The 22814-nt window shown below is 66.3% G+C and carries 19 protein-coding genes; 15 read left to right on the top strand and 4 right to left on the bottom strand.

Annotated elements, in window-relative coordinates; genetic code table 11:
• Window positions 1–159: 159 nt before the first annotated feature.
• The 3 genes from mddA to RSO01_RS39010 are packed head-to-tail and all read left to right on the top strand — an operon-like array spanning window position 160 to window position 3693.
• The gene (gene mddA, locus RSO01_RS39020) at window positions 160–936 is read left to right on the top strand and encodes a methanethiol S-methyltransferase (protein WP_218037598.1); all 777 of its coding nucleotides are present in this window, start codon (window positions 160–162) and stop codon (window positions 934–936) included.
• Window positions 937–969: 33 nt separating this feature from the next.
• Window positions 970–1584 (top strand): TetR/AcrR family transcriptional regulator, encoded by a 615-nt coding sequence (locus RSO01_RS39015; RefSeq protein ID WP_147155998.1) that lies wholly within the window; start codon window positions 970–972, stop codon window positions 1582–1584.
• Window positions 1585–1587: 3 nt separating this feature from the next.
• Window positions 1588–3693, top strand: coding sequence for an alpha/beta hydrolase (locus RSO01_RS39010; protein WP_147155997.1), 2106 nt, complete (start codon window positions 1588–1590; stop codon window positions 3691–3693).
• 1 nt (window position 3694) lies between these two features.
• Here the strand turns inward: RSO01_RS39010 and RSO01_RS39005 are convergent, their stop codons facing one another.
• Window positions 3695–6595 carry an autotransporter outer membrane beta-barrel domain-containing protein gene (locus RSO01_RS39005; RefSeq protein WP_147155996.1) on the bottom strand — a complete coding sequence of 967 codons (2901 nt, stop codon included), beginning with the start codon at window positions 6593–6595 and terminating at the stop codon, window positions 3695–3697.
• A 34-nt stretch (window positions 6596–6629) separates the two neighbouring features.
• Here RSO01_RS39005 and RSO01_RS47925 point away from each other — a divergent pair, with 34 nt between their 5' ends.
• A complete protein-coding gene (locus tag RSO01_RS47925; RefSeq protein WP_170303699.1) occupies window positions 6630–6797 on the top strand; it encodes a hypothetical protein in 168 nt (55 codons plus the stop codon).
• Between the two features lie 139 nt (window positions 6798–6936).
• Window positions 6937–8175 (top strand): universal stress protein, encoded by a 1239-nt coding sequence (locus RSO01_RS39000; protein ID WP_147155995.1) that lies wholly within the window; start codon window positions 6937–6939, stop codon window positions 8173–8175.
• Window positions 8176–8187: 12 nt separating this feature from the next.
• Here the strand turns inward: RSO01_RS39000 and RSO01_RS38995 are convergent, their stop codons facing one another.
• Window positions 8188–9474, bottom strand: coding sequence for an amidohydrolase family protein (locus tag RSO01_RS38995; protein ID WP_147155994.1), 1287 nt, complete (start codon window positions 9472–9474; stop codon window positions 8188–8190).
• Window positions 9475–9580: 106 nt separating this feature from the next.
• Here RSO01_RS38995 and RSO01_RS38990 point away from each other — a divergent pair, with 106 nt between their 5' ends.
• The 6 genes from RSO01_RS38990 to RSO01_RS38965 all read left to right on the top strand — a co-directional run bounded on the left by RSO01_RS38990 (window position 9581) and on the right by RSO01_RS38965 (window position 15856).
• Complete coding sequence (locus RSO01_RS38990; protein WP_147155993.1) at window positions 9581–9994, top strand: VOC family protein; 414 nt, start codon at window positions 9581–9583, stop codon at window positions 9992–9994.
• 58 nt (window positions 9995–10052) lie between these two features.
• The gene (locus RSO01_RS38985) at window positions 10053–11552 is read left to right on the top strand and encodes an amidohydrolase family protein (RefSeq protein WP_218037597.1); all 1500 of its coding nucleotides are present in this window, start codon (window positions 10053–10055) and stop codon (window positions 11550–11552) included.
• A 103-nt stretch (window positions 11553–11655) separates the two neighbouring features.
• The gene (locus tag RSO01_RS38980; protein ID WP_170303698.1) at window positions 11656–12837 is read left to right on the top strand and encodes an ABC transporter substrate-binding protein; all 1182 of its coding nucleotides are present in this window, start codon (window positions 11656–11658) and stop codon (window positions 12835–12837) included.
• A 61-nt stretch (window positions 12838–12898) separates the two neighbouring features.
• Window positions 12899–14065 (top strand): ABC transporter ATP-binding protein, encoded by a 1167-nt coding sequence (locus RSO01_RS38975; protein WP_170303697.1) that lies wholly within the window; start codon window positions 12899–12901, stop codon window positions 14063–14065.
• A 2-nt stretch (window positions 14066–14067) separates the two neighbouring features.
• Window positions 14068–15012, top strand: coding sequence for an ABC transporter permease (locus RSO01_RS38970; RefSeq protein WP_147155989.1), 945 nt, complete (start codon window positions 14068–14070; stop codon window positions 15010–15012).
• A 1-nt stretch (window position 15013) separates the two neighbouring features.
• Window positions 15014–15856, top strand: coding sequence for an ABC transporter permease (locus RSO01_RS38965; protein WP_147155988.1), 843 nt, complete (start codon window positions 15014–15016; stop codon window positions 15854–15856).
• Window positions 15857–15859: 3 nt separating this feature from the next.
• On the opposite strand, the gene RSO01_RS38960 is transcribed toward RSO01_RS38965, so the two are convergent.
• Window positions 15860–17395 (bottom strand): amidohydrolase family protein, encoded by a 1536-nt coding sequence (locus tag RSO01_RS38960; RefSeq protein WP_147155987.1) that lies wholly within the window; start codon window positions 17393–17395, stop codon window positions 15860–15862.
• A gap of 18 nt (window positions 17396–17413) precedes the next feature.
• On the bottom strand, window positions 17414–17899 hold the full coding sequence (locus tag RSO01_RS38955; RefSeq protein ID WP_218037596.1) for a nucleoside deaminase: 486 nt from the start codon (window positions 17897–17899) through the stop codon (window positions 17414–17416).
• Window positions 17900–17993: 94 nt separating this feature from the next.
• On the opposite strand from RSO01_RS38955, the gene RSO01_RS38950 reads away from it, so the two are divergent.
• The 4 genes from RSO01_RS38950 (at window position 17994) to RSO01_RS38935 (ending at window position 22804) form a co-directional block, all read left to right on the top strand.
• Window positions 17994–18998, top strand: a complete 1005-nt coding sequence (locus RSO01_RS38950) for an isopenicillin N synthase family dioxygenase (RefSeq protein ID WP_147155986.1) — start codon at window positions 17994–17996, stop codon at window positions 18996–18998.
• A 64-nt stretch (window positions 18999–19062) separates the two neighbouring features.
• Window positions 19063–19440 carry a rhodanese-like domain-containing protein gene (locus RSO01_RS38945; RefSeq protein ID WP_147155985.1) on the top strand — a complete coding sequence of 126 codons (378 nt, stop codon included), beginning with the start codon at window positions 19063–19065 and terminating at the stop codon, window positions 19438–19440.
• A gap of 103 nt (window positions 19441–19543) precedes the next feature.
• On the top strand, window positions 19544–20464 hold the full coding sequence (gene ppk2 / locus RSO01_RS38940) for a polyphosphate kinase 2 (protein ID WP_147155984.1): 921 nt from the start codon (window positions 19544–19546) through the stop codon (window positions 20462–20464).
• A gap of 15 nt (window positions 20465–20479) precedes the next feature.
• Window positions 20480–22804, top strand: coding sequence for an Orn/Lys/Arg family decarboxylase (locus RSO01_RS38935; RefSeq protein WP_147155983.1), 2325 nt, complete (start codon window positions 20480–20482; stop codon window positions 22802–22804).
• Window positions 22805–22814: the final 10 nt, after the last annotated feature.

Below are 22814 nucleotides of genomic sequence, written 5' to 3'. Positions count from 1 at the left end.
GGGCCTCTGGCCCGCTCATGATGCGGGCCAGAGGCCCGCGCTCCCGCTCCCGATTTGTTCGGCGGCACTGTCCGTGTCTTGACTCGGTCGGTCGACCGAATTACATGGACTTTTATTCGGTCGATCGACCGAATTATGCTCGAACCCGGGAGGCTCCGCATGGGTGGTATCGCTTCGGTTCTGTACGGCGCCGTCGTCTACTCGCTGTTTTTCGTCACCTTCCTCTACGCCATTGCCTTCACCGGCAATCTGGCCCTCGTTCCCAAGACCATCGACAGCGGCACCGAGGGGCCGCTTATCCCCGCGCTGGTGATCAACACCCTGCTGCTCGGGCTGTTCGCCATCCAGCACAGCGTCATGGCGCGGCCGGCCTTCAAGCGCTGGTGGACGCGCTTCGTGCCAAAGGCGGTGGAGCGCACGACCTACGTGCTGCTGGCGAGCCTCGCCCTGGTGGCGCTGTTCGTGCACTGGCGCCCCATCCTGGCGCCGGTCTGGACGGTGACCAATCCGCTGGGTGTCGTCGTCCTGCAGGCGATCTTCTGGTTCGGCTGGTTCCTGGTGCTTCTAAGCACCTTCCTGATCAACCATTTCGAGCTGTTCGGCCTGCGCCAGGTATGGGCCAGGCTGCGCGGCCATACCCTGCCCGAGCCGCAGTTCCGCACGCCCTTCATCTACAAGCGCGTGCGCCATCCGATCTATCTCGGCTTCCTGCTGGCCTTCTGGGCGACGCCCAGCATGACCGCTGGCCACTTGCTGTTCGCCGTGGCGACCACGGGCTATATCCTGATCGGCATCTGGCTCGAGGAGCGCGACCTGATCGACCTGTTCGGCGACCAGTACCGGCGCTATCGCCAGCAGGTGTCGATGCTGATCCCGTGGCCGGGTCGCAAGGCCAAGCCGGAGCCGGAGATCAGCCATCCGCGGCCGGCCGAGTAGACGTTCGCTTGAAAGTACGTGAGGAGGACCTGAATGGCGCGCGCTCTGGCGAAGAAAGCCGAAACCAGCACCTCGCTTCTCGAGGCGGCCAAGAAGGTGCTGCGCCAGAACGGCCATTCCGGCCTCTCCACGCGCGACGTGGCGGCCGCCGCCGGCGTGCCGCTGAGCCAGATCCACTATCACTTCGGCTCCAAGCAGGGGCTGATGCTGGCGCTGTTCGACTATCTCAACGCCCAGCTGCTCGATCGCCAGAACGCCATGTTCCACGACACGACGCTGTCGCTGTCGCAGCGCTGGGACCGCGCCTGCGACTATCTCGACGAGGACATCGCCTCGGGCTACGTGCGCGTCCTGCAGGAGCTCATCGCCGCCAGCTGGTCCGACCCCGAGGTCGCCAAGGTCGTGCGCACCGGCATCATGGGCTGGTTCGAGCTGATCGCCGAGGTGGTCCGCCAGGCCGAAAAGGAGGTGGGCGGGCCGGGGCCGTTCTCGCCCGAGGAGATCGCCGCCCTGGTGAGTGCGGCCTTCATCGGCGGCGAAAGCCTCTTCCTGCTGGGCATGGAAAAGAAGGGAGCGCCGCTGCGCCAGTCTCTGCGCCGCTTCGGCGACGTCATCCGTATGGCCGAAAGCAAATCATCCAAGAGGTGATCCATGCGCGCCAAGCTGCCGGAGAACGCGGGGTTCGCCGAGCGCAACGGCAACCGCATCCACTACGAAGTCTACGGGCAAGGTTCGCAGACAATGGTGTTCCTGCCGCCCTGGAGCATCGTCCATTCGCGCGTCTACAAGGCGCAGATCCCGTATTTCAGCGAACGTTTCCGCTGCATCACCTACGATGCGCTGGGCAACGGCAAGTCCGACCGCCCCGGCGACACGGCCGCCTATTCACTCGACAATTGTCTGGCTGACGCTCTTGCGGTGATGGACGCGACGGACGCCGGTGAGGCGATCCTGGTCGGCCTGTCGTCCGGCGGCCTCCTCGCCTGTTGCCTCGCCGCCTATCATCCCGAGCGCGCGAAGGCCGCCATCCTGGCGGGCGTGGCTGGCTTCGTCGGGCCATCCCACAAGCACATGACGACTCAGCATTTCCTGACGCCGCGCGAGACCTTCGAGGGCTGGGACAAGTACAACCGCGCGCACTGGCTGGCCGACTATCCCGACTTCGCCCAGCACTTCGTCTCGAACATCTTTTCCGAGCCGCATTCGACCAAGCAGATCGAGGACGGCGTCGCCTGGGCCAACGAGACCAGCGGCCCGGTGATCGTGAAGACCGTCGAGGCGCGGTCCATCGTGCCGACGTTCGACGTCACCGAGCCGATGTACCGCCGCATCCGCTGCCCAGTGCTGGCGATCCACGGCGATGACGACCGGATCCAGCCCTACGAGCGAGGCAAGCTTGTCGCCGAGCTCAGCGGCGCCGAGCTCCTGACCTTCCCCGGCGGCGGCCACAATCCGCTCGGCCGCTATCCCGCCAAGTGCAACGCCGCGATCAACGACTTCCTCGACCGCCGCCTCCGCATCGCGACGGCCAAGCCGGCAGCGCGTCGTGTGGCCCGCGAGAAGCGCGTACTCTATCTCTCCTCACCGATCGGCCTCGGCCATGGGCGCCGCGACATCGCCATCGCGCGTGAACTGCGCAAGCTCCATCCCGATCTCAAGGTCGACTGGCTGGCCCAGGACCCGGTGACGCGCCTGCTCTGCGCCAACGGCGAGGCCATCCATCCGCTGAGCGCGCGGCTTGCCAGCGAATCCCGTCACATCGAGGAGGAGTCGGGCGAGCACGATCTCAACGCCTTCCAGGCGCTGCGCCGCATGGACGAGGTGCTGATCAAGAACTTCATGACCTTCCAGGACGCCGTCGATGGCGGCGACTACGACCTGGTCATCGCCGACGAGGCCTGGGACATCGACCACTTCTGGCATGAGCATCCCGAGCTCAAGAAAGCCACGCTCGCCTGGTTCACCGACTTCGTGGGCTTCGTGCCCATGCCGTCGGGCGGCGAGCGCGAGGCCGTCCTGACGGCCGACTACAATGCCGAGATGATCGAGCACGTTGAGCGCCATCCCGGCGTGCGCGATCGCGCGATCTTCGTCGGCCGGCCCGAGGACATCGTGCCGCTTTCCTTCGGCAAGGACCTGCCGGACATGCGCGACTGGATCCCGCGCCACTTCGATTTCTCGGGCTACGTGCTGGGCCAGCACCCCAACGACTTCGGATCGCGCGAGGAATTGCGCCAACGGCTCGGCTACAGGCCCGACGAGCGCATCTGCATCGTCACGGTCGGCGGCTCGAGCGTCGGCACGCATCTCATCCGGCGCATCCTGCAGGCCTGGCCTCTGGTCCGTCCCTGGGTGCCGGACCTGCGGATGATCCTGGTCGCAGGCCCGCGCATCGATCTCGCGTCATTCGATGTACCCGCGGGCGTGGAGACGCATGCCTTCGTGCCCGACCTCGACCGCCATCTCGCGGCCTGCGACCTTGCCTTGGTGCAGGGCGGGCTGACGACCTGCATGGAGCTCACGGCGGCCGGCACGCCCTTCCTCTATTTCCCGCTAAAAAACCATTTCGAGCAGAACGTCCACGTCGCCCATCGCCTGGAGCGTTACGCTGCCGGACGGCGCATGGACTTCGTGACAGCGACGCCCGAAACGATCGCCAAGGCCATGATGGCCGAGCTGGCGCGGCCGGCCGACTTCAAGCCGGTCGAGGCCGACGGCGCGGCGCGGGCCGCGAAGATGCTGGCCGAGCTTCTCTAGCCTACCAGGAAATACGCAGGCCGAGATTGAGCGTGTGGTTGCTGGCGCCGGTGCTGACTTCGCCGTCGTAGCGCAGGTAGAGCTGCGTCGCCTGGGCGATGGTGGTGCCGGCCGAGAAGCCGATCACCGCGGCGTCGCGCTGCGGCGTGGCGCCATAGACGGTGAAGGCGTTGGACGGCGCGCCGGCGAAGGCCGCCGTGATCGGCCGGCCGGTGTCGGCATATTCGTGCAGCCAGCCCAGGCGAAGGTCGAGGGCCAGGCTGCGCTCGCTGCCGAGCGGGACGGCCCCGGCAAGGTCGGCGCCGAACACCGTGCGCAGCGAGTTGGTCGTCTGCTGCGCCACGCTGAGGCTGAGCGAATTGGCGCCCCATTCGGAGAAGGCATTCTGCGTCACCGTCGAGCCCTGCAGGCGGGCGAACGGTGTCACGCTGGCCGCGGCCGGCGGATAGAGGCCGATGCGATAGCCGGTCTCGATCTGGCCCAGGAACTGGTTGGCGCCGGTGCTGCCGTTGGCGGTGCGCTGCAGGCCGGGGAACTGGATCTGCCGCTGCATCTGGTTGCCCGACCAGGCGTAGCCCGCCAGCGCATCGGCGTAGAAGCCGGCATTGGTGAACGAGCCGTAGCCGATGACGCTCACCGTGTCGGTCCAGCCGCGGCCCATGAAGCTGTCGACCCACTGGTTGCCTGCGGCATAGGCCGCACTGAGGCCGACCAGGAAGCGCGGATCGATGCGGTAGTCGATGCCGCTTGCCGCGCCGCCGAAATTGTAGGTGAGCGTGGAGCTGTTGCCGTTGCCAGCCACCGAGCCCAGCCCGCCGATCGCGCTCGCCCAGACGCTCCACGGGCTCACGCCATCGCACGCCTCGACATCGCAGGCCTGCGCCAGCGCCTGGCGCTGGCCACCGCTGGTGCCGCCGCGCGCCAGCGCCATCTGCTGGCCCACGACGTTCATGAACAGCGCCGCACCCTGGACGTTCAGTGTGCCGAAGTCAGCATATTGCTGGCCGCTGATGGCGTTCAGAGCCGCCGGCCCCTGCTGAGTACTGAGCGCACTCAATGCATTCAGCACGGTGTTGAAGTCGCCCGTCGCCGTCGTGTTGGCCCGGTCGAGGGCCGTGCCGACCGCATACTGGTTGGGCGTCTGCGCACCGGCGGCGAACGCGCTCGCCGACTGGAACAGCAGCAGATAGACGTTGTTGGCGTCGTACGACAGTGACGGCGTCAGGAACGCGAAGTTGCTTGTCACGCCGGAATAGGCGCCGGAGACGCCGCCGGTGGCGTTGAGGATCGTATAAGTGGTGTTGCGGGCGTAGGTGCCCGATTGGGCCAGGACCTGGACGGTGCCGCCGTTCAGGGCCGCGCTGCCCGTCGCGTTGATGAGGTCGTTCTGCCCCGCGGCGTTGACCTCGACCTGATACGTGCCGCCGTTCTGGGTGAAGTTGCCGCTGACGTTCAGCGTACCGATCGAGTTGCCGGGGGCGATGATGCCGCCGTTGGCCACCAGGGCGCCCACCCGGCCGGTGCCGTTCAGCACGCCGCCGCTGTTCACCGTCACCGCGCCGGCGATGCTGCCGTTCACGACGAGCGTTCCGGTGTTGACGATGGTGAGTCCGGTATAGGTGTTGGCGCCGCTGAGCGTCAGCGCGCCGGTGCCGTTCTTGGTCAGGCCGCCCGAGCCGCTGATCGTGCCGGAGAAGGTCGTGCTGGCGTTGTTGCCGCCCACCGTCATGGAGCCCGCACCCATCGTCACCGAGCCGGCGCCGGCGAGCGAAGCCAGGGTCTGGTTGAAGCTGTTGAAGTCGAGCGTCGCGCCGCTCGCGACCGTGACGGCGCTCGACGAGGCGAAGACGTTCGCCGCACCTGCCTGCAGCGTGCCGCCATTGACGTTGGTAGCCCCGGTGTAGCTGGCGCCCGCCAGGGTCAGCGTGCCGCTGCCGGCCTTTGTGAGGCCGCCGTTGCCCGTCACTGTCGTGGCGAAGCTCACATTGTTGCCGTTGGTGTCGAAGGTCGCGCCCCCCGATCCGATGGCGGCAAGCTGCGCGGAGATGTCGGACGTATTGCCCGCCGCCCATTGCAGGCCGCCGCCGTCCACGGTGATCGTGCCGGTGCCCAGACCGCCAGCCATGAAATTGATCAGGCCGCCGGTCACCGTGGTGCCGCCGGAATAGCTGTTGGCGCCGGTGAGAACGAGGGTGCCGATGCCCGCCTTGCTGAGCGAGCCGGGGCCCACGATGTCGGCGGCGAGGGTGAGAATGTCGGTGAAATTGGCGACGATCTGGCCCTCGTTGACGATGGTCGACGTGACGATCGAACCGCTGAGGCCGCCGATGCCGAGATTGAGCGTGCTGCCCTGGCCGATGAAAGTTGGCCCCGTCACGTTCACCGCGCCGCCGTCGGCTACCGTCAGGGTGCCGATCGCTATCCCGGTCTCGCCGATCGTGAGCGGCCCTGCGAGGTTGAACGCCGAACCCGATCCTGTGACCGTCACCGACGAGGTGCCTGGTCCCTGATCGCCGATGCCGGCGCCAATGGGGTCCGTGACATTGACCTGGCCGCCGTTGGAAATGATGACGAAGGCAGGACCGACGTTGCCGACCAGCAGGCCGCCGGTTCCGATGTTCCAGGTCGAGCCGGGCCCTGTCACCGTGGCGGTCGCGGTGCTGAAGACCCCGTCCATCTGGACGCCGTTCTGGCTGTTCAGGACGGCGCCGTTGCTGATGGTGAGCGTCGCGGGCACGTTGAAAGAGCCGATGAAGGTGGTGCCGGCCACGGTGACCGTCGAGCCCGTCCCGGAAATCGCCATGGCGCTGGCAATGCCGAGATCCCGGTTGATCTGCAAGGTGCCGCCATTGACCACCGAGAGCGTGCCACCGAAGACCGAGACCCCGAAGAAGCCGTTCACGGTGAGCGCGCCGCCGTCGATCGTGAGCCCGCCAGTGAAACAGTCGCACAGCGTGAGGTCGCCGCCGATCGTGCCGATATTGCCGCCGTTGCTGGCGCCGGTGAGCGTCAGCCTGGTCGCGGCGCCGTCCAGTTCCAGTGAACCCGTGCCTGAGATCGAACCGGAAAAGGTGGTGTTGGTCCCGCCGGCGATCCTGAGGTAGGTGCTGGGGTCGGTCGGGCCGATGACCAGCGTACCGCCGCCGGCCGCGCCATTGCCGAGCGAGCCGATGGTGGTGTCGGTGCAGTCGCAGATGGTCAGCGTGGAGCCGAGATCGACCTGGAAGTTCGGCAGGAGGGGCGTTGACGATTGTCGGCGCGCCGTTGTTGGTGAACTTGGCGTTAGAACTCGGCACCGTCGCAGGGTTCCAGTTGGTGGCGGTCGTCCATTCGTTGCCCGGACCGGCCCACGTCACCGGCGGCGGCGCCTGTGCGTTGCCCTCGATCGCACCGGCAACAAGCATGACCGCGGCCAACGCCACAACCGCCCACGTCGAGCCGCGCACCCATGCAAACGGCCCCCAATGTCTGGACTGCATACCGCTCCCACCGCAGGCGATCCGGAACACCGGTGTCGCCACGACCCAAAGACGTACTCCCCAGCAAAACATCCCATGGTTAATTGCAGCGGGCAATCACCTTGCGCCGCTGCTTCTGCGGCGTGGGCGTTTGACGCAGCGTGCGGCGACGTTAGTTTGCGTCGTCGTCATTGGGGGCAGGGACTTGTACAAATCCATTCTTGCGGTCTCAGAGGGCGGTCCGGACGCCGAGATGTCGTTTCGCCTGGCTGCGCGCTTTGCGGGCCTCTTCGACGGTACGGTGGACGCCGTGCACTTCGCCGAGCACCAGACGCACGACGCCGACATTGCCGTGCAATCAATGCCCTATCTCAAGATCCTCTCCGATGATCGGTTGAAGGCGCGGGCGGAGGAATCACGTCGGCGCTTCCGTGAGCTGGTCGAACCCCTGAAGGGCGCCACCTTCACCGGCGACGAGGACATGACGCGGGACGACCTTGTCCGGATGGGCCGTTTCGCCAACCTCGTCGTGATCGGCCGGCCGGGCGCCGACGACGAGAATATCGCACCCGAGACGGTCAAGGCCGCAATCTACGACAGCGCCCGCCCGGTGGTGATCGCACCGCCCAACGTGACGCGCGGGCCGGTCACCTCCGTCGTCGTCGCCTGGAACGGCAGTGCCCAGGCCGCACGCGCCGTCGCCGCAGCGCTGCCCTTCCTCAAGCGGGCCGGCAAGGTGACCGTGATGGTGGCCGACGCCGACCCGGATGACGTCGCCGCTCCGCTGCTCATGCGTCGCCTTGGCCGCCACGGCATCACCGCCATGGTCGATATCGCCAAGTTCGGCGCCCTCACCGGCCGGGGCCGCGGCCGCGCGCTGCTCGGCTATGCCAAGGACAAGGACGCTGATCTTCTGGTCATGGGCGCCTACGGACACGGCGAGCTGTCCAACTTCCTGGGGCTGGGCGGGGCCACCGCCAAGGTGATCGCCTCCTGCCCGATCCCGCTCCTGCTGGCCCACTGAGCCGCAAGCGGATCAGGGTTTCGCCGGAACCCAGAGGAACGAAACGTCGCCTCGCCGCCCAGGCAGGGCGAGCGAGGGCCGCTGCATCGGCGTCTCGGCGATGACCTTGCCCCGACGAATCACCTTCAGGCGTGTGGCGCGCAGGCGAATGGCTTCGACGGGATCGTGGGCTTCGAGCAGCACCATGTCGGCCCGGCAACCAGGCGCCAGCCCGTAGCCTTCGAGATGCATCAGTCGGGCGGCATTGTCGGTGACCGCGGCAAAGCAGGCCGCCATGTCATCGAGGCCGGTCATCTGGGCCACGTGCACCGCCATGTGCGCCACATCCAGCATGTCGCCGCTGCCCAGGCCGTACCAGGGGTCCATCGTGCTGTCCTGCCCGAGCGCCACGGTGAGTCCGGCTGCCATCAGCTCGGGCACCCGCGTCATGCCGCGGCGCTTCGGGTAGGTATCGTGGCGGCCCATCAGCACCATGTTGGCGAAGGGATTGGCGATGGCGCCGAGGTCTGCTTCTGCCATCAACGGAATGAGCTTCGAGACGTGGTAGTTGTCCATGCTGTGCATCGAGGTGAGGTGCGATCCGACCACGCGTCCCTGCAAGCCGAGGCGCACCGTCTCTGCCGCCAGGGTCTCGACATGGCGCGACAGCGGATCGTCGGTCTCGTCGCAATGCATGTCGACCAGCAGTCCCTGCGCCGCCGCGATCTCGCACAGGGCGCGGACAGATGCGCGGCCATCCTCCATCGTGCGCTCGAAATGAGGAATGCCGCCCACCACGTCGACGCCCCGCCGCAGCGCTTCCTTCAAGAGGTCCATGGCGCCGGGCGATCGATAGACGCCGTCCTGGGGAAAGGCCACGAGCTGGAGATCGATGTAGGGCGCCACCGTCTTCTTCACCTCGAGCAACGCGTCGACCGCCAACAGGCGTGGGTCGCAGACGTCGACATGGCTGCGGATCGCCAGCAGGCCGCGCGCCACGGCCCAGTCGCAATAGGCGAGCGCCCGTTCGACGATCGCCTCCTGGGTCAGGTGAGGCTTCAGCTCACCCCACAGTGCGATGCCCTCCAGCAGCGTGCCGGAGCGATTGCGGCGCGGCAGGCCGACCGACAGGGTCGCATCCATGTGGAAGTGGGAGTCGACGAACGGCGGCGTGAGCAGCAAGCCGCCGGCATCGATGGTCTGGCCGGCATCGGCCTGCAGATGCGGCTCGACCGCGGCGATGCGTCCGGCCTGCACGCCGACGTCGAAGCCACGCCGGCCGTCGGCGAAGCTGGCGTTGCGCACGATCAGGTCCAGCATGGTTGTCTCCGCGTCGTTGCCTTGCCGGGATTCACAGCAAGACGAAGGCCACACCAGCGGCAAGAAGATTGCTTCGTCAATCCCGTATCGAACGCGAGGGACTGCCATGCCTGTGGCGGGATTGAACCGCATCACCGATGTCGCCTTGTTCGTCGCCGACCTGCAGCGGTCGATGGCCTTCTATCGCGACCGCCTGGACCTGAAGCTTAAGCGGCTCGATACAGGCTTTGCCGAATTCTGGATGGAGGGCGCCGTCCTCGCTTTGTGGGAGGAGGGCGACGTCCGCCGCGCCCTCGACTTCGATGGTGCGCCGCGCCGCGGGCCGCATGCCATGGTCGCCATCCGCCTGGAATCGCCGGCGGCGGTCGATGCCGCGTACGCCGAACTGGTCGCCCGCGGCGTGGCTTTCCGGTCGCCGCCACGGACCTATCCCTGGCACGCCCATGCGGCCTATTTCAGCGACCCCGACGACAATCTCTGGGAAATCTATTGTTGGACTGGCGCGCCGCGCACGGTCTGATCGGCTGGCATGCCGCTTGCTGCCCGATGAAGCGCCACCCGCAAACCGGAGCGCATCAGTGCCCAGCCCCCAGAAGATCATCATCCGCGGCGGCCGCCTGGTCGACGCCGATCGTCACGTCGCGCCGCCGACCGACATCCTGATCATCGGCGACAGCATCGCCGAGCTCGGACCGCCCGGCATGCCGGCGCCGTCGGACGCCCGCGTGATGGATGCCGGTTCGCGGCTTCTCCATCCCGGATTCATCAACGCTCATACCCACGGCATGGGCAACCTCAGCAAGGGCACGGCGGATCGCTGGTCGCTCGAACTGCTCTGGGTGGGCGCGGCCAGCTTCATGGCCAACCAGAATCTCGAGATCAAATACCTCAATACCTACCTCGGCGCGGTGGAGATGCTGCTCAAGGGCTGCACGGCGGCCTACGACCTGACCTTCGGCTATCCGCTGGCCTCGGTCGAGGAGATGAGCGCCATCGGGCAGGCCTATGTCGATGCCGGCATGCGCGCGGTGGTGGCGCCCATGCTCGCCGATCTTTCCTTCTATCAGGCGATCCCCGGCCTGCTCGAAGCCATGCCCGACCGTTTGCGTCGCGAAGTGGCCGCCTACGACGAGGCGCCCTTCGAGAGCACGCTCGCGATGATGCGTGAATCCCTGCACGGCTGGAAGCACGACCGCGAGCAGGTCCGACTAGGCGTCGCCCCCATCATCCCCCTTCATTGCAGCGATGCCCTGATCGCCGGCTCGGCACGTCTGGCGCGCGATTTCGGCGTCGTGCTGCACAGCCATGTGGCCGAATCGAAGGTCCAGGCGGTTTCGGCCCTCAAGCGCTATGGCAAGACGCTGACGGCGCATGTCGATGGGCTAGGTTTGCTGGGACCTGACTTCACCGTCGCCCATGGCGTCTGGCTTGACGACGACGACATGCGGCGGCTGGCCGACCACGGCTGTTCGGTCGCGCACAATCCGGCGAGCAACATGCGCCTGGGCTCGGGCATCGCCGATGCGCGGCGCATGCTCGAGCTCGGCGTCAATCTCGGCATCGGCACCGATTCGGCCAACTGTTCCGACAATCTCAACATGTACGAGGCCATGCACTGCGCCTCCATGGTGTCGAACGTGCAGGGGCCGGACTACACTCGCTGGCTGCGCTCCGAGGAAGTGCTGAACGCGGCCACCATCGGCAGTGCCCGGGCGCTCGGTTTCGACAAGATCGGTCGCATCGCGCCGGGCTACAAGGCCGACATCGTCTTCCTGGACCTCGAGAAGGTGAACTGGATCCCGATCAACGATCCGACCAATCAGCTCGTCCTGACGGAGGACGGCACCAGCGTCGACGCGGTGATGGTCGGCGGCCGCATGGTGGTGGAGAAGGGCCGCAAGGTCGGTTGCGACATGACCAAGCTCGCGCGCGATGCCGAAGCCGCACGCGCCCGGCTGGCCAGCCTGAACGAAGGCGCCAAGGCGCTGGGTACGCAGCTCGAGGGGCTGGTGGGAAGCTTCTGCGTCGGACTTTCCAATGCGCCGTATCACATCCATCGCTACGGGCACGCGCACTGATATCGCCAAGCGGTGGCATGGAAGTTGCGTCGTAATTCCCGTCCGAGCGGCACCCTGCTTCGGTTCGGCAGGCAGCCCGCGATCAGCGATCGAGGAGGCCGACATGACAGGAAGAAAAGGAAAAGGGAGCACCGCTTCGTCCACGCCGTCCGGTTCGAAAGCCACGCGCCGCCGGTTTCTGGGCGCCGCCGCGGCGGGCGGTGTCTCCGCCTGGAGCGGCCTGACGATCTTCAGCCGTTCGGCGCACGCTGCCGGTCGCATGCGCGTGCTGTGCTGGCCCGGCTACGAAGAGAAGCCGGTCATCGAGGAATTCGAGCAGAAGAACGATTGCAAGGTCGAGTTCAAGACCTACATCGGCGGCGAGCAGATGCTGCAGTTCTACGCGCAGTCGCCGAAGGGGACGTTCGACGCCATCATCAGCGATGCCGAATACGTCCAGAAGCTGACGGCGCAGAAGGCCATCGACCCGCTCAAGGCATCCGATTTTCCCAATCTTGCCGACTACCACCCGAAGTATCGCGACTTCCCACCGTTGCGCGCCCCGGACAACAAGATCTGGGCTGTGCCGACGCGCTTCAGCTTCTACGGCCTGTCCTACAACACCAAGTACATGAGCGAGGAGGAGGCGAAGACCTGGAATTCGCTGTTCCTGCCCAAGTACAAGGGCAAGGTGGCCCTGTTCGACTGGTACCTGCCGAACATGAGCAATGCCAGCTTGGCGGTGAAGCCGAACAATCAGACGCCCTACGACATCTCCGATGCCGATCTCGCCAAGGTGAAGGAGTGGTTGTTCAAGCTGCGCCCGCAGATCGGTGTGTTCAGCGAGCAGAATCAGGGCCTGGTCAATGCGCTGATCAACGAGGATGCCTGGGTGACCCCGACCGGAGACATGGAGATCACCCTGATCGGCGCCGGGCACAAGAACTTTGCTTCGACCGTGCCGGACGAAGGCAGCATCCGCTGGAGCGAAGCGGCGGCGGTCGCCGCCGACAGCAAGAACAAGGAGCTGGCGCTGAAGTGGGTCGAGTACATGAGCGGTGCTCGCGTCCAGTCCGAGCTGGTCTACACCAAGGGCTTCAAGGCGCGCGCGCCCAACATGAAGGTCACGGAGTTCTGGAACGAGGAGCAGACCAAGCTGATGAGCTACGTGCCCGATCCCAAGCATCCCGGACAGATGCTGGTCGAGACACTGATCGACAAGAGCGTGCCGCGCGGCCTGCCGGTCAAGCAGCCCGACAAGGCCTGGATCGCCATCTACAACGAGTTCAAGACCAGCAAGGGCTGACGGCAACGCGCCGGCGGGCGTCGCGCGACGCCTGCCGGTCCGCCGTCGACGCGGTATGGCCATGAATGTGATTTCCGACATCGCCGCGCCGCAGGTCGATCTCGAGCTTCGCGGCATCGCCAAGAACTTCGGCGACTTCGTCGCCCTGGAGCACGTCGATCTTTCCATCGAGCGCGGCGAGTTCGTCGCCATCATGGGGCCCAGCGGCTGCGGCAAGACCACCCTTCTGCGCATCGTCGCCGGCCTTGAATCGATGTCGAGTGGCCAGCTCCTGCTCCGCGGCCAGGATATTTCCGCCCTGCCGGTTCACAAGCGCAGCACCCGGCTGGTGTGGCAGAACTTCGCGCTGTTTCCCCATCTCAACGTCCGTCAGAACATCGCCTTCGGCCTCACGCTCGGCCGTCACGACAAGGCTGCGGTCAAGGCCAAGGTCGATGAGATTGCCGAGCTCGTGCAGCTCGGCCAGTTCCTCGACCGCCGGGTCAGCCAGCTTTCCGGCGGTCAGAAGCAGCGCGTCGGCATTGCCCGTGCGCTCGTCACCGAGCCCGAGATCCTGCTGCTCGACGAGCCGCTGAGCGCGCTCGACGCGCATCTGCGCATCCGCATGCAGAGCGAGATGAAGCGTCTGCAGCAACGGCTCGGCCTCTCCTTCCTCTACGTGACGCACAACCAGAGCGAAGCGTTTTCGATGGCCGACCGCGTGGTGGTGATGAACAAGGGACGGATCGAACAGTACGGTCCGCCGGAGGAGATCTACACCCGGCCGCGTACGCATTTCGTGGCCGAGTTCGTCGGCAGCAACAACATCTTCGACGGCAAGGTCGTCGACATGCAGGACGGCCTGATCCGGGTGCAGTGCGCCGATGCGATCATCAGTGCCGCCGCCGGTGAACGGCCGCCCGGCAAGGGATCGACCGTCTCCCTCGTGGTGCAGGCCGACAAGGTCCGGAGCAGCCCGATCGGCATGCCGGGCGAGAACATGCTTGGCGCCGTCCTCTCGGGACGGGAGTTCACCGGCTCGCAGGTGATCTACTACCTCGAAACCGCGAGCGGGGGAGAGGTCAAGATGGTGGCGCAGGAGCCGTTCAGCCAGACCGGGCGCGCTGCCATCAACATGGCCATGCAGCTCTACTGGTCGCCGGCCGACACGGTCGTGCTGCGTCCCAATATCGTGCCGGGCGTGGAAAACATGCCGGGTCGCCATTCATACGTGGCGTTGGGGACCTGATCGTGGTCGCCGCCGACGTTCCCCAGTCCATTCCGACCGGTGTGCCGGAGGCAGCCGCAACCGCCGGCTTGAATTCACTGAAGGCGGTGGGGATCGGCGTTCCACTCCTCTACTCGCTGACCTTCTTCGCTGCGCCGCTGGTCTTCCTGGTCGTGCTCGGCTTCTGGCTGGTCGAGGACTTCCAGGTCGTTCCGGCCTTGTCGCTGGACAACTACCTCGACATAGCCGAGCACATGTTTGCCAAGTCGAACTACGCGCTGGCCATCGCCCAGTCGTTGTGGGTGGCGCTCACCACCGCCTTCTTCGCCGTGCTCGTGTGCTACCCGATGGTGCTGGCGATCGTCTACGTCGCGCCACGCTCGCGCCACCGGCTATTGCTGATGCTGGCGGTTGCGCCGTTCTGGAGCAGCTATGTGCTTCGATTGTTTTCCTGGCAGATCCTCCTGGCCAACAAGGGCATCGTCAATTCCGGCCTGGCCTGGGCCGGCTTCGAGAACCTGCAGTTCAAGCTGCTCTATACGCAGATCGCGACTCGGATCGGCCTGATCCATTACCTGGCGCCGATTCTCATCGTTGTGCTCTATGTCACGGTCGCCAATATCGATCGCCATCTGATCCAGGCGGCGCGCGATCTCGGCGCCACCCGGTGGCAGGCCTTCCGCCGCGTCATCCTGCCGATGAGCCGCACCGGACTGCTGGTCAGCACGAGCTTCGCCGCCATCGTGAGTTTCGGCGACGTCCTGTCGGGCGCGCTGCTCGGCGGCGGCGCCGGCGCCTCGGTGCTGGGTTCCGTGCCGCTGTTCTCCAACATGATCATGAGCGAATACGCGAGCTCGACCAACCTGCCGCGCACCGCGGCGCTGGCGATGATCCTGGTGCTGGTCATGGTCCTGATGCTGGCCGGCGGCGCCGCCCTCGCCGAGCGTACCAAGGTCGACGCGGGCTGAGATGGCCTCCGCCATCCACCCCTCCGATCCTCTGGCCGCCGACGGGCGTGGCTGGCGCCTCGCCGGACGTCTCTACATGGCGGTCGGCTACTTCTTCCTGGTCCTGCCGATCGCCACCATGATCGTGTTCTCGTTCCAGAAGGGGCAGTTCGCCAGCATCCCCGGCCAGGGCTGGACCTTCCAATGGTACGGCAAGCTGTTCGATGACGGCACGCTGCTCGCTGCGCTGCTCAACAGCCTCATCGTCTCGCCGCTGGCCGCCACGGGCGCCTGCGTCCTGGGCTTCCTCGCCGCCTATTCGATCCACCGCTTCCGCTTCTGGGGCCGCGGCGCCTTCTCCGTGCTCCTGGTGCTGCCCGTCCTGATCCCGCCCCTGATCCTGGGCGTGGCCTTCCTCGGGCTGCTGTCGCGAATCGGCCTGCAGGGGCAGCTATCGAGCGTGATCCTCACCCACATGGTCGTCATCACGGCGCCGGCGATGGCGGTGATCCAGTTGCGGCTGGGGCAGATGCCAAGCTCGCTCGAGGAGGCAGCCTGGGACCTGGGCGCGACCCAGTTCCAGACGCTCTACAAGGTCGTGCTGCCCTTCGCCCTGCCGGGAATCGCCGGCGGCTGGCTGCTTGCCTTCACCTTCTCCTTCGACGAATTCATCATCGCCTGGTTCGTCTCCGGCTTCGAGCAGACCCTGCCGGTCGCCGTCTACGCCTATATCGTGGGCTCGGTCGATCCCTCGCTCAACGCCGTCGGCAGCATCGTGTTCGCCCTGTCGATGCTGTCGCTGATCGGCGTCGAGCTGCTGCTGTTCCCGATCCTGCTGTCGCAATACCGCTCGGGTGACGACTGACCTTCAAACGGCGCGCCGGTTGTGGCCCTTCCAAGCCGGCATGTCGCTGCCGTAGCGGTTGATGCCGACATCCATGCTGGTGCAGCGTTTGTGGATGGCGGCGAAATGCGGATGGAAGGCGGCGTTCTCCTGCTCGATGGCGGCATGCACCGGCAGATAGGCCGCCCAGGCCTCGCGCAACTCGCCCAGCAGGTCGGCCTCGTTGACGCGCAACAGCTTGCCGTCCTTCACCACCACCTCGCCGTTCACCATCACGGTCTCGATCGAGCTGCCGTTCTCGCAATAGACCAGGTGATTGCGCAGGTCGTTGCGCGGCGTGAAGGGCGCGGTGTTGAGGTCGAGGATCACCAGGTCGGCCTTCTTGCCTGCTTCCAGCGAGCCGGTCTCGTGGGCGAGCAGAGCGCTCTTCGCGCCCTTGATCGTGGCGCATTCCAGCACTTCGGAGGCGGCGATCCAGGTATCGTAGTCGGGCGAGCTGACGGAGTGCAGCAGGCCGGCGGCATGCATCACGTCGAACATGCGTGGCGTATCGTTGCTGCAGATCCCGTCCGATCCCAGCGCCACGTTGACCCCGGCGTCGAGCAGCTTGCGCATGGGCGCGATGCCGGCGCCGAGCTTCTGGTTGGAGATGACGTTGTGCACGATCGAGCAGCCGGCGTCGGCCATCAGCTCGATGTCCTCATCGGTCACCCAGATCGAATGGGCGATCGTCGTGCCCGAATGCAGCAGGCCGAGATCGTGCATGTAGCGGATCAGGGTCTTGCCGTGGAATTCCGGCCCCGTCACCGCCTGCGTCTTGGTTTCCAGGATGTGCGTGTGGAAGGGCGAGCCGATCGACCGGGCGAGCTCGTCGGCCGCCAGCATCAACGGTTCGGTGCAGCGTTGCGGCGCCGAGGGCGCGATCATGAAGCGCAGGCGACCGGACCGGTTGTGGAAGCGCCCGGCGGCGGCCTTGCAGAAGGCGAGGTAGTCGTCCCTGCCGGGAAGGCCGAGCGCACCCGCCTTGGCCTTCAGGTCGGCCGGGATCATCTCGTGGGCGAACGGAATCGTGTCGAGGAACGGCCGATCCATGATGTGGCCGGAGACATTGGCGCGCAGCCCGATGTCGTCGTAGGCCTGGAAGACCTGGCCGAGCTGGTCCATCGACTGGCCGCCCAGCTCGTAGACGTCGTCGACGACAGTCGTCACGCCGTTCTTGAGCGACTCCATCGCCACGACCATGGTGCGCAGGTAGATCAGCCGGTCGCTCGGCGGCGTGGCGCCCAGGATCGGGTAGCAATAGAGCATCCAGAGCTCGAGCGGCATGTTGTCGTAGCGACCCTTGAACAATGCCTCGCCGGAGTGCAGGTGCCCGTTTACTAGGCCGGGCATGATCAACCGGTCGCGACCATCGATCTCGCGATCGGCTTTCACCGGGCCCAGGTCCGTGCCGATTGCCTTGATGCGGTCGGCTTCGATCAGGATGTCGCCGGTGAAGGGCGTGCTGCCATGGGACTCGTCCATGGCGATGATGCTGGCCTGCCGGATGAGGGTGGACATGCGGTGGCTTCCTCCTCGTCAGCGCTTCGGGCGGGTCATCAGGGCTGCCGACTGGCCGCTCTGCACCCATTCCTTGATGACCGTGTAGGCTTCGGCGGCCATGAGTTGCCGGGCCGGCGCCGAGCGCTCGCCGATCGGGCGGCTGACGTCGTGGCTGAGGCCGTCGATCGGCAGTATGTCGGCGGTGTCGGCGAGCGCATTGGCGTAGAAGACGCGGTCGATGCGCGCCCACCAGATGGCGGCGACGCACATCTCGCAGGGCTCGCAGCTCGTGTAGATGTCGCAACCCGACAGGTCGAAGGTGCCCAGCCGCTTGCAGGCGTCGCGGATGGCCGCCACCTCGCCGTGCAGGGTGGGGTCGTGGTCGATCAGCACCGTGTTGCAACCCTCGCCCACGATCTCGCCGTCCTTGACGACGACGGCGGCAAACGGTGCGGCGCCGATCTCGGTCATCCTGGTGCGGCCGAGCTCGATGGCATAGCGCATGAAATCGTCATCGGTCATGGCGGGTTCCTCGTGGCGCCATCGCTGACGAGCAAACGGCGTGCCTTGGCATGTGGCTTGCTGCGATCGAGCCACGGATTCCGGGGAGTTCGCGATGGCCAAGGCGGTGGTTCCAGTCATCGATATTTCGCCCTGGCGCGATGGCGATCCTGCCGCCCGGCGCGCCTTGGCAGCCGAGGTCGACCAGACCTGCCGCGAGATCGGCTTCATGGTGATCGGCGGCCATGGCGTCGATCCCGGCCTGATCGACGCGGTCGAGACGCTCAGCCGGGCGTTCTTCGACCTGCCGCTCGAGGAGAAGATGCGGATCGTGCGGCCCGCGCCTGACGTGACGCGCGGCTACCAGCCCTTCAAGGCCGAGGTGCTGGCGCGCAGCCGCGGCGCCGACGCGGCCGGCGACCTGAACGAGAGCCTGATGATCGGCCCGGTCGATACGACCGACGCGCCTTATTATTCGGCGGCCGCGGCCGGCAAGCACTTCGCCGCCAACCTTTGGCCCGAGCGGCCGGCCGGCCTGCGTCAAGCCTATGAAAGCTACTACCGCGTCATGGACGCGCTCGCGATCGATCTCATGCGCCTGTTTGCCCTCGCTCTCGACCTGCCCGAGCACTACTTCGACGCCAGCGTCGATCGCTCCATCAGCCGGCTCCGGGTGCGCAACTACCCCGCGCCCGAGATCGCGCCCGAGCCGGGCCAGCTTCGCGCCAGCGCCCACAGCGATTACGGCAGCCTCACGATCCTAAAGACCGAAGACCGGCCGGGTGGCCTGCAGGTGCTGGGCAAGGACGGCGCCTGGCTCGATGTTCCGCATCTGCCCGGCTGCTTCGTCGTCAACATCGGCGACATGCTGGCGCGCTGGACCAACGACCGCTGGGTCTCGACCCTGCACCGCGTCGTCAATCCGCCGCTCGATCGCCTGGGCGAAAGCCGTCGCCAGTCGGTGGTGTTTTTCCAGAATCCCAACTACGACGCTGTCGTCTCCTGCCTGCCGAGCTGCGCCGATCCGGCCAATCCGCCGAAATATCCGACGACGACGGCCGGCGGCCATCTGCGCGAGAAGTTCCTGAGCACGCAACAGGCCATCGCTTACGTCGACTGACACTTTGCCAAAGTGCGCTGCCGGGCCTTTAATGGACCGTCACAATCCATCGGGAGGAAAGCGCATGAAGACCGTCCAATCGATGCTCGACGAGGCCAATGCCGCGGTGCCGCGCATCAGCCCGGACGAGGCCAAGAAGCTGGTCGGCAAGGCCGATGTCCTCTTCCTCGACGTGCGCGAGCCGCCCGAGGTCGCGGCCTCCGGCAAGGTACCGGGCGCCGTCGCCGTGCCGCGCGGCCTGGTCGAGTTCCGCGCCGATCCCGGCTCGGCCATGCACGACAAGGCCTTCGACCGTTCCAAGACGGTGGTGGCCTACTGTGCGTCGGGCGGCCGCTCGGCGCTGGTCGGCAAGACCTTGAAGGACATGGGCTACGCCAACGTGCTGAACCTCGGCGGCTTCAAGGGCTGGGTCGACGCCGGCGGCGAGGTCGAGAAGGGCTGATCGCCGGCGGGCAATCACGCAACCGTAACCGAATTGTACTCTTTACTCTCGACGAGAGGCGCCGCCGGCCATGGCGGTGCAGGGGATCGTCGTGGAGATCAGCATGAGCACTGTCGGGAACGGCACGAACCTCGAGCGGCGCATTCAGGAGGAACTGGCCGATAGTATCGACGAGGAGCTCGAGCAGGAGCTGGGCGACGACCTGCTGGCCCGCCTGCCGGAGGGGATCGCCGACATCGACAGCCCGCAAGGCATCGACCGCAAGGCCTACTTCACCGAGCTTCTGCGCCTGCAGCGCGAGCTGATCAGGCTGCAGGACTGGGTTGTCGCTCACAAGCTCAAGCTTGTCGTGCTGTTCGAGGGCCGCGATTCGGCGGGCAAGGGCGGCGCCATCAAGCGCGTCACCCAGCGTCTCAATCCACGCGTCTGTCGCACGGTGGCGCTGCCGGCGCCGACCGAACGCGAGCGCAGCCAATGGTACTTCCAGCGCTACGTGCCGCATCTGCCGGCGGGCGGCGAGATCGTCCTGTTCGATCGCAGCTGGTACAACCGCGCGGGCGTTGAGCGGGTCATGGGCTTCTGTGGGCCGGATGACGTCGAGGAGTTCTTCCGCACCGTGCCTGAGTTCGAGCGCATGCTGGTGCGCTCGGGCATCATTCTTGTGAAGTACTGGTTCTCCATCACCGATGCCGAGCAGAACCTGCGGTTCCTGATGCGCATCCACGATCCGCTCAAGCAGTGGAAGCTGTCGCCGATGGACCTCGAATCGCGGCGCCGCTGGGAGGACTATACCAAGGCCAAGGAGGAGATGTTGGCGCGTACCCACATCCCGGAGGCGCGCTGGTGGGTCGTCGAGGGCAACGACAAGCGTCGCGCGCGCCTCAACTGCATCCATCACCTGCTGCAGCAGGTGCCCTATAGCGACGTCGCGCACCAGCCGATCATCTTGCCACAGCGCGACCACAAGCCCGACTATGCCCGCACGCCCGTGCCGCCGGAGCTTCACGTCCCGGCAGTGTACTAGGACGGCGGGTGCCACATGGACTTCTTCCGCCGCTTCACCTTCCTGTTCTGCGCCCCGGCCTTCGATGCCGACGAGCTCGAGGGCCATCGGCTCGATGAGATCACCCGCGCCATCGACCGCATGGGCTTCCAGGTGGTGCGCGCCCGGCGCATCGAGGATGCCGAGATCGCCGTGCAGACCGATGCCGCCATCGGCTGCATGGTGGTCGACTGGGGCAAGAAGGGCCTGGAAGGCAGGACCGCGGCGCTGATCAACCTGATGCGCCGCCGCGGGCTGGAGATGCCGATCGTCATCCTGGTGCGCCGCAAGCGGCTGGAGGACATCCCGGTCGAGGTGCTGGACTATATCGACGGCTACATCTTCCTCGCCGAGGAGACGCCGGAGTTCATCGCCAAGAACCTGGTGAGCCGGCTCAAGCGCTATGCCGAGACGCTGAAGACGCCGTTCTTCGGCGCGCTGGTCGACTATGCCGAGGAAGGCAACCAGCTGTGGACCTGCCCCGGCCACAATGGCGGCATCTTCTACAATCGCAGCCCGATCGGCCGCATCTTCGTGGAGCATCTGGGCGAGGCGGTGTTCCGCGACGATCTCGACAACTCCGTGCTCGAGCTCGGCGACCTCCTGGTCCACGAGGGTCCCGCCCTCAAGGCGCAGCAGGAGGCGGCGCAGATCTTCGGCGCCGAGAAGACCTACTTCGTGCTGAACGGCACCTCGTCATCCAACAAGATCGTGCTGTCGGCGCTGGTGGCGCAGGGCGACCTCGTGCTGTTCGACCGCAACAATCACAAGGCGGCGCATCACGGCGCGCTGTTCCTGGGTGGCGGCATCCCGATCTATCTCGAGACGGACCGCAACGCGCACGGGCTGATCGGCCCGATCTGGCATGAGGCGCTCGATGAAACCGCGATCCGCGAAAAGATCCGCCATCATCCGCTGGTCGCCGACACCGAAGCGTGGAAGCGCGAGCGGCCGTTTCGCGTCGCCGTCATCGAGCAGTGCACCTACGACGGCACGATCTACGATGCCCGACTGATCGTCGAGAAGCTCGGCCATCTCTGCGACTACATCCTGTTCGACGAGGCGTGGGCGGGCTTCATGAAGTTCCACCCGCTCTATGCCGGCCGCTTCGCCATGGGATTGACCGGGCTGGGCAGCGACGCACCGGGCATCATTGCCACGCAGTCGACGCACAAGCAGCTCGCTTCGTTCAGCCAGGCCTCGCAGATCCACGTCAAGGACAGCCACATCGCCGGCCAGCGGCGGCGCATCGAGCATCGCCGCTTCAACGAGTTCTTCATGCTGCACGCCTCGACCTCGCCGTTCTATCCGCTGTTCGCCTCGCTCGATGTCGGCGCGCAGATGATGAAGGGCAAGTCCGGCGAGGTGCTGTGGGACGACACGATCCGGCTCGGCATCGAGCTGCGCAAGAAGCTCAGGGCGATCCGCCGCGAGTTCGAGGAGCGCGAGCAGGACCCGGTGCGGCGCTGGTTCTTCGAGGCCTTCGTGCCCGACCGGGTCGGCAACCGGGCGTGGGAGGACGTGCCGACCGACGAGCTTGCCGCCAGCACGCGCTTCTGGGAATTCGCGCCCGGTGAGCGCTGGCACGGCTTCAACAGGGTCGCTCCGGGCTATGCGGTCACCGATCCCAACAAGCTCACCTTGCTCACGCCGGGCTTCGACCGCGCGACCGGCGCCTATGCCGAGTCCGGCATCCCCGCGCCGGTGGTGGCGCAGTACCTGCGCGAGAACCAGGTCGTGCCGGAGAAGAACGATCTCAATTCGATGCTGTTTCTGCTGACGCCCGGCGTCGAATCGAGCAAGGCCGGCACGCTGTTGAGCAGCCTGGTCGCCTTCAAGCGCCTGCACGACGACAATGCGCGCCTGGACGACGCCATCGGCGAGTTCGTGCGCCGCCGGCCGGCGCGTTACTCCGGGGTGCGGCTGCGCGATCTGTGTGGCGAGATGCATGCCTTCTTCCGCGACAGCCGCGTCAGCGACCTGCAGCGCGCGCAGTTCGCGCCCGAGCACCTGCCGACGCCGGCGATGCTGCCGCACGAAGCGGTACGCCAGCTGGTGCGCAACAACGTCGACTACGTGCCGATCGACAAGGCCTTCGGTCGCATCGCCACCACCTTGTTCGTGGTCTACCCGCCCGGCATCGCCAGCGTCGTGCCGGGCGAGCGCCTCGACGAGCGGGCCCGTCCGGTGCTGGATTACCTGCTGATGTTCGAGAAGAGCGCCAACCTGTTCCCGGGCTTCGACGTCGAGATCCAGGGCATCTATCGCGAGACCGAGCCCGACGGCCGCGTGCGTTTTTATACGTACGTGGTGCGCGAGTAGCCGTCTTGTC

Source organism: Reyranella soli, from assembly GCF_007992495.1.
Classification (GTDB): domain Bacteria; phylum Pseudomonadota; class Alphaproteobacteria; order Reyranellales; family Reyranellaceae; genus Reyranella; species Reyranella soli.
Note: the sequence above shows the minus strand (reverse complement) of the source record. Positions and strands in the feature narration are given on the sequence as shown.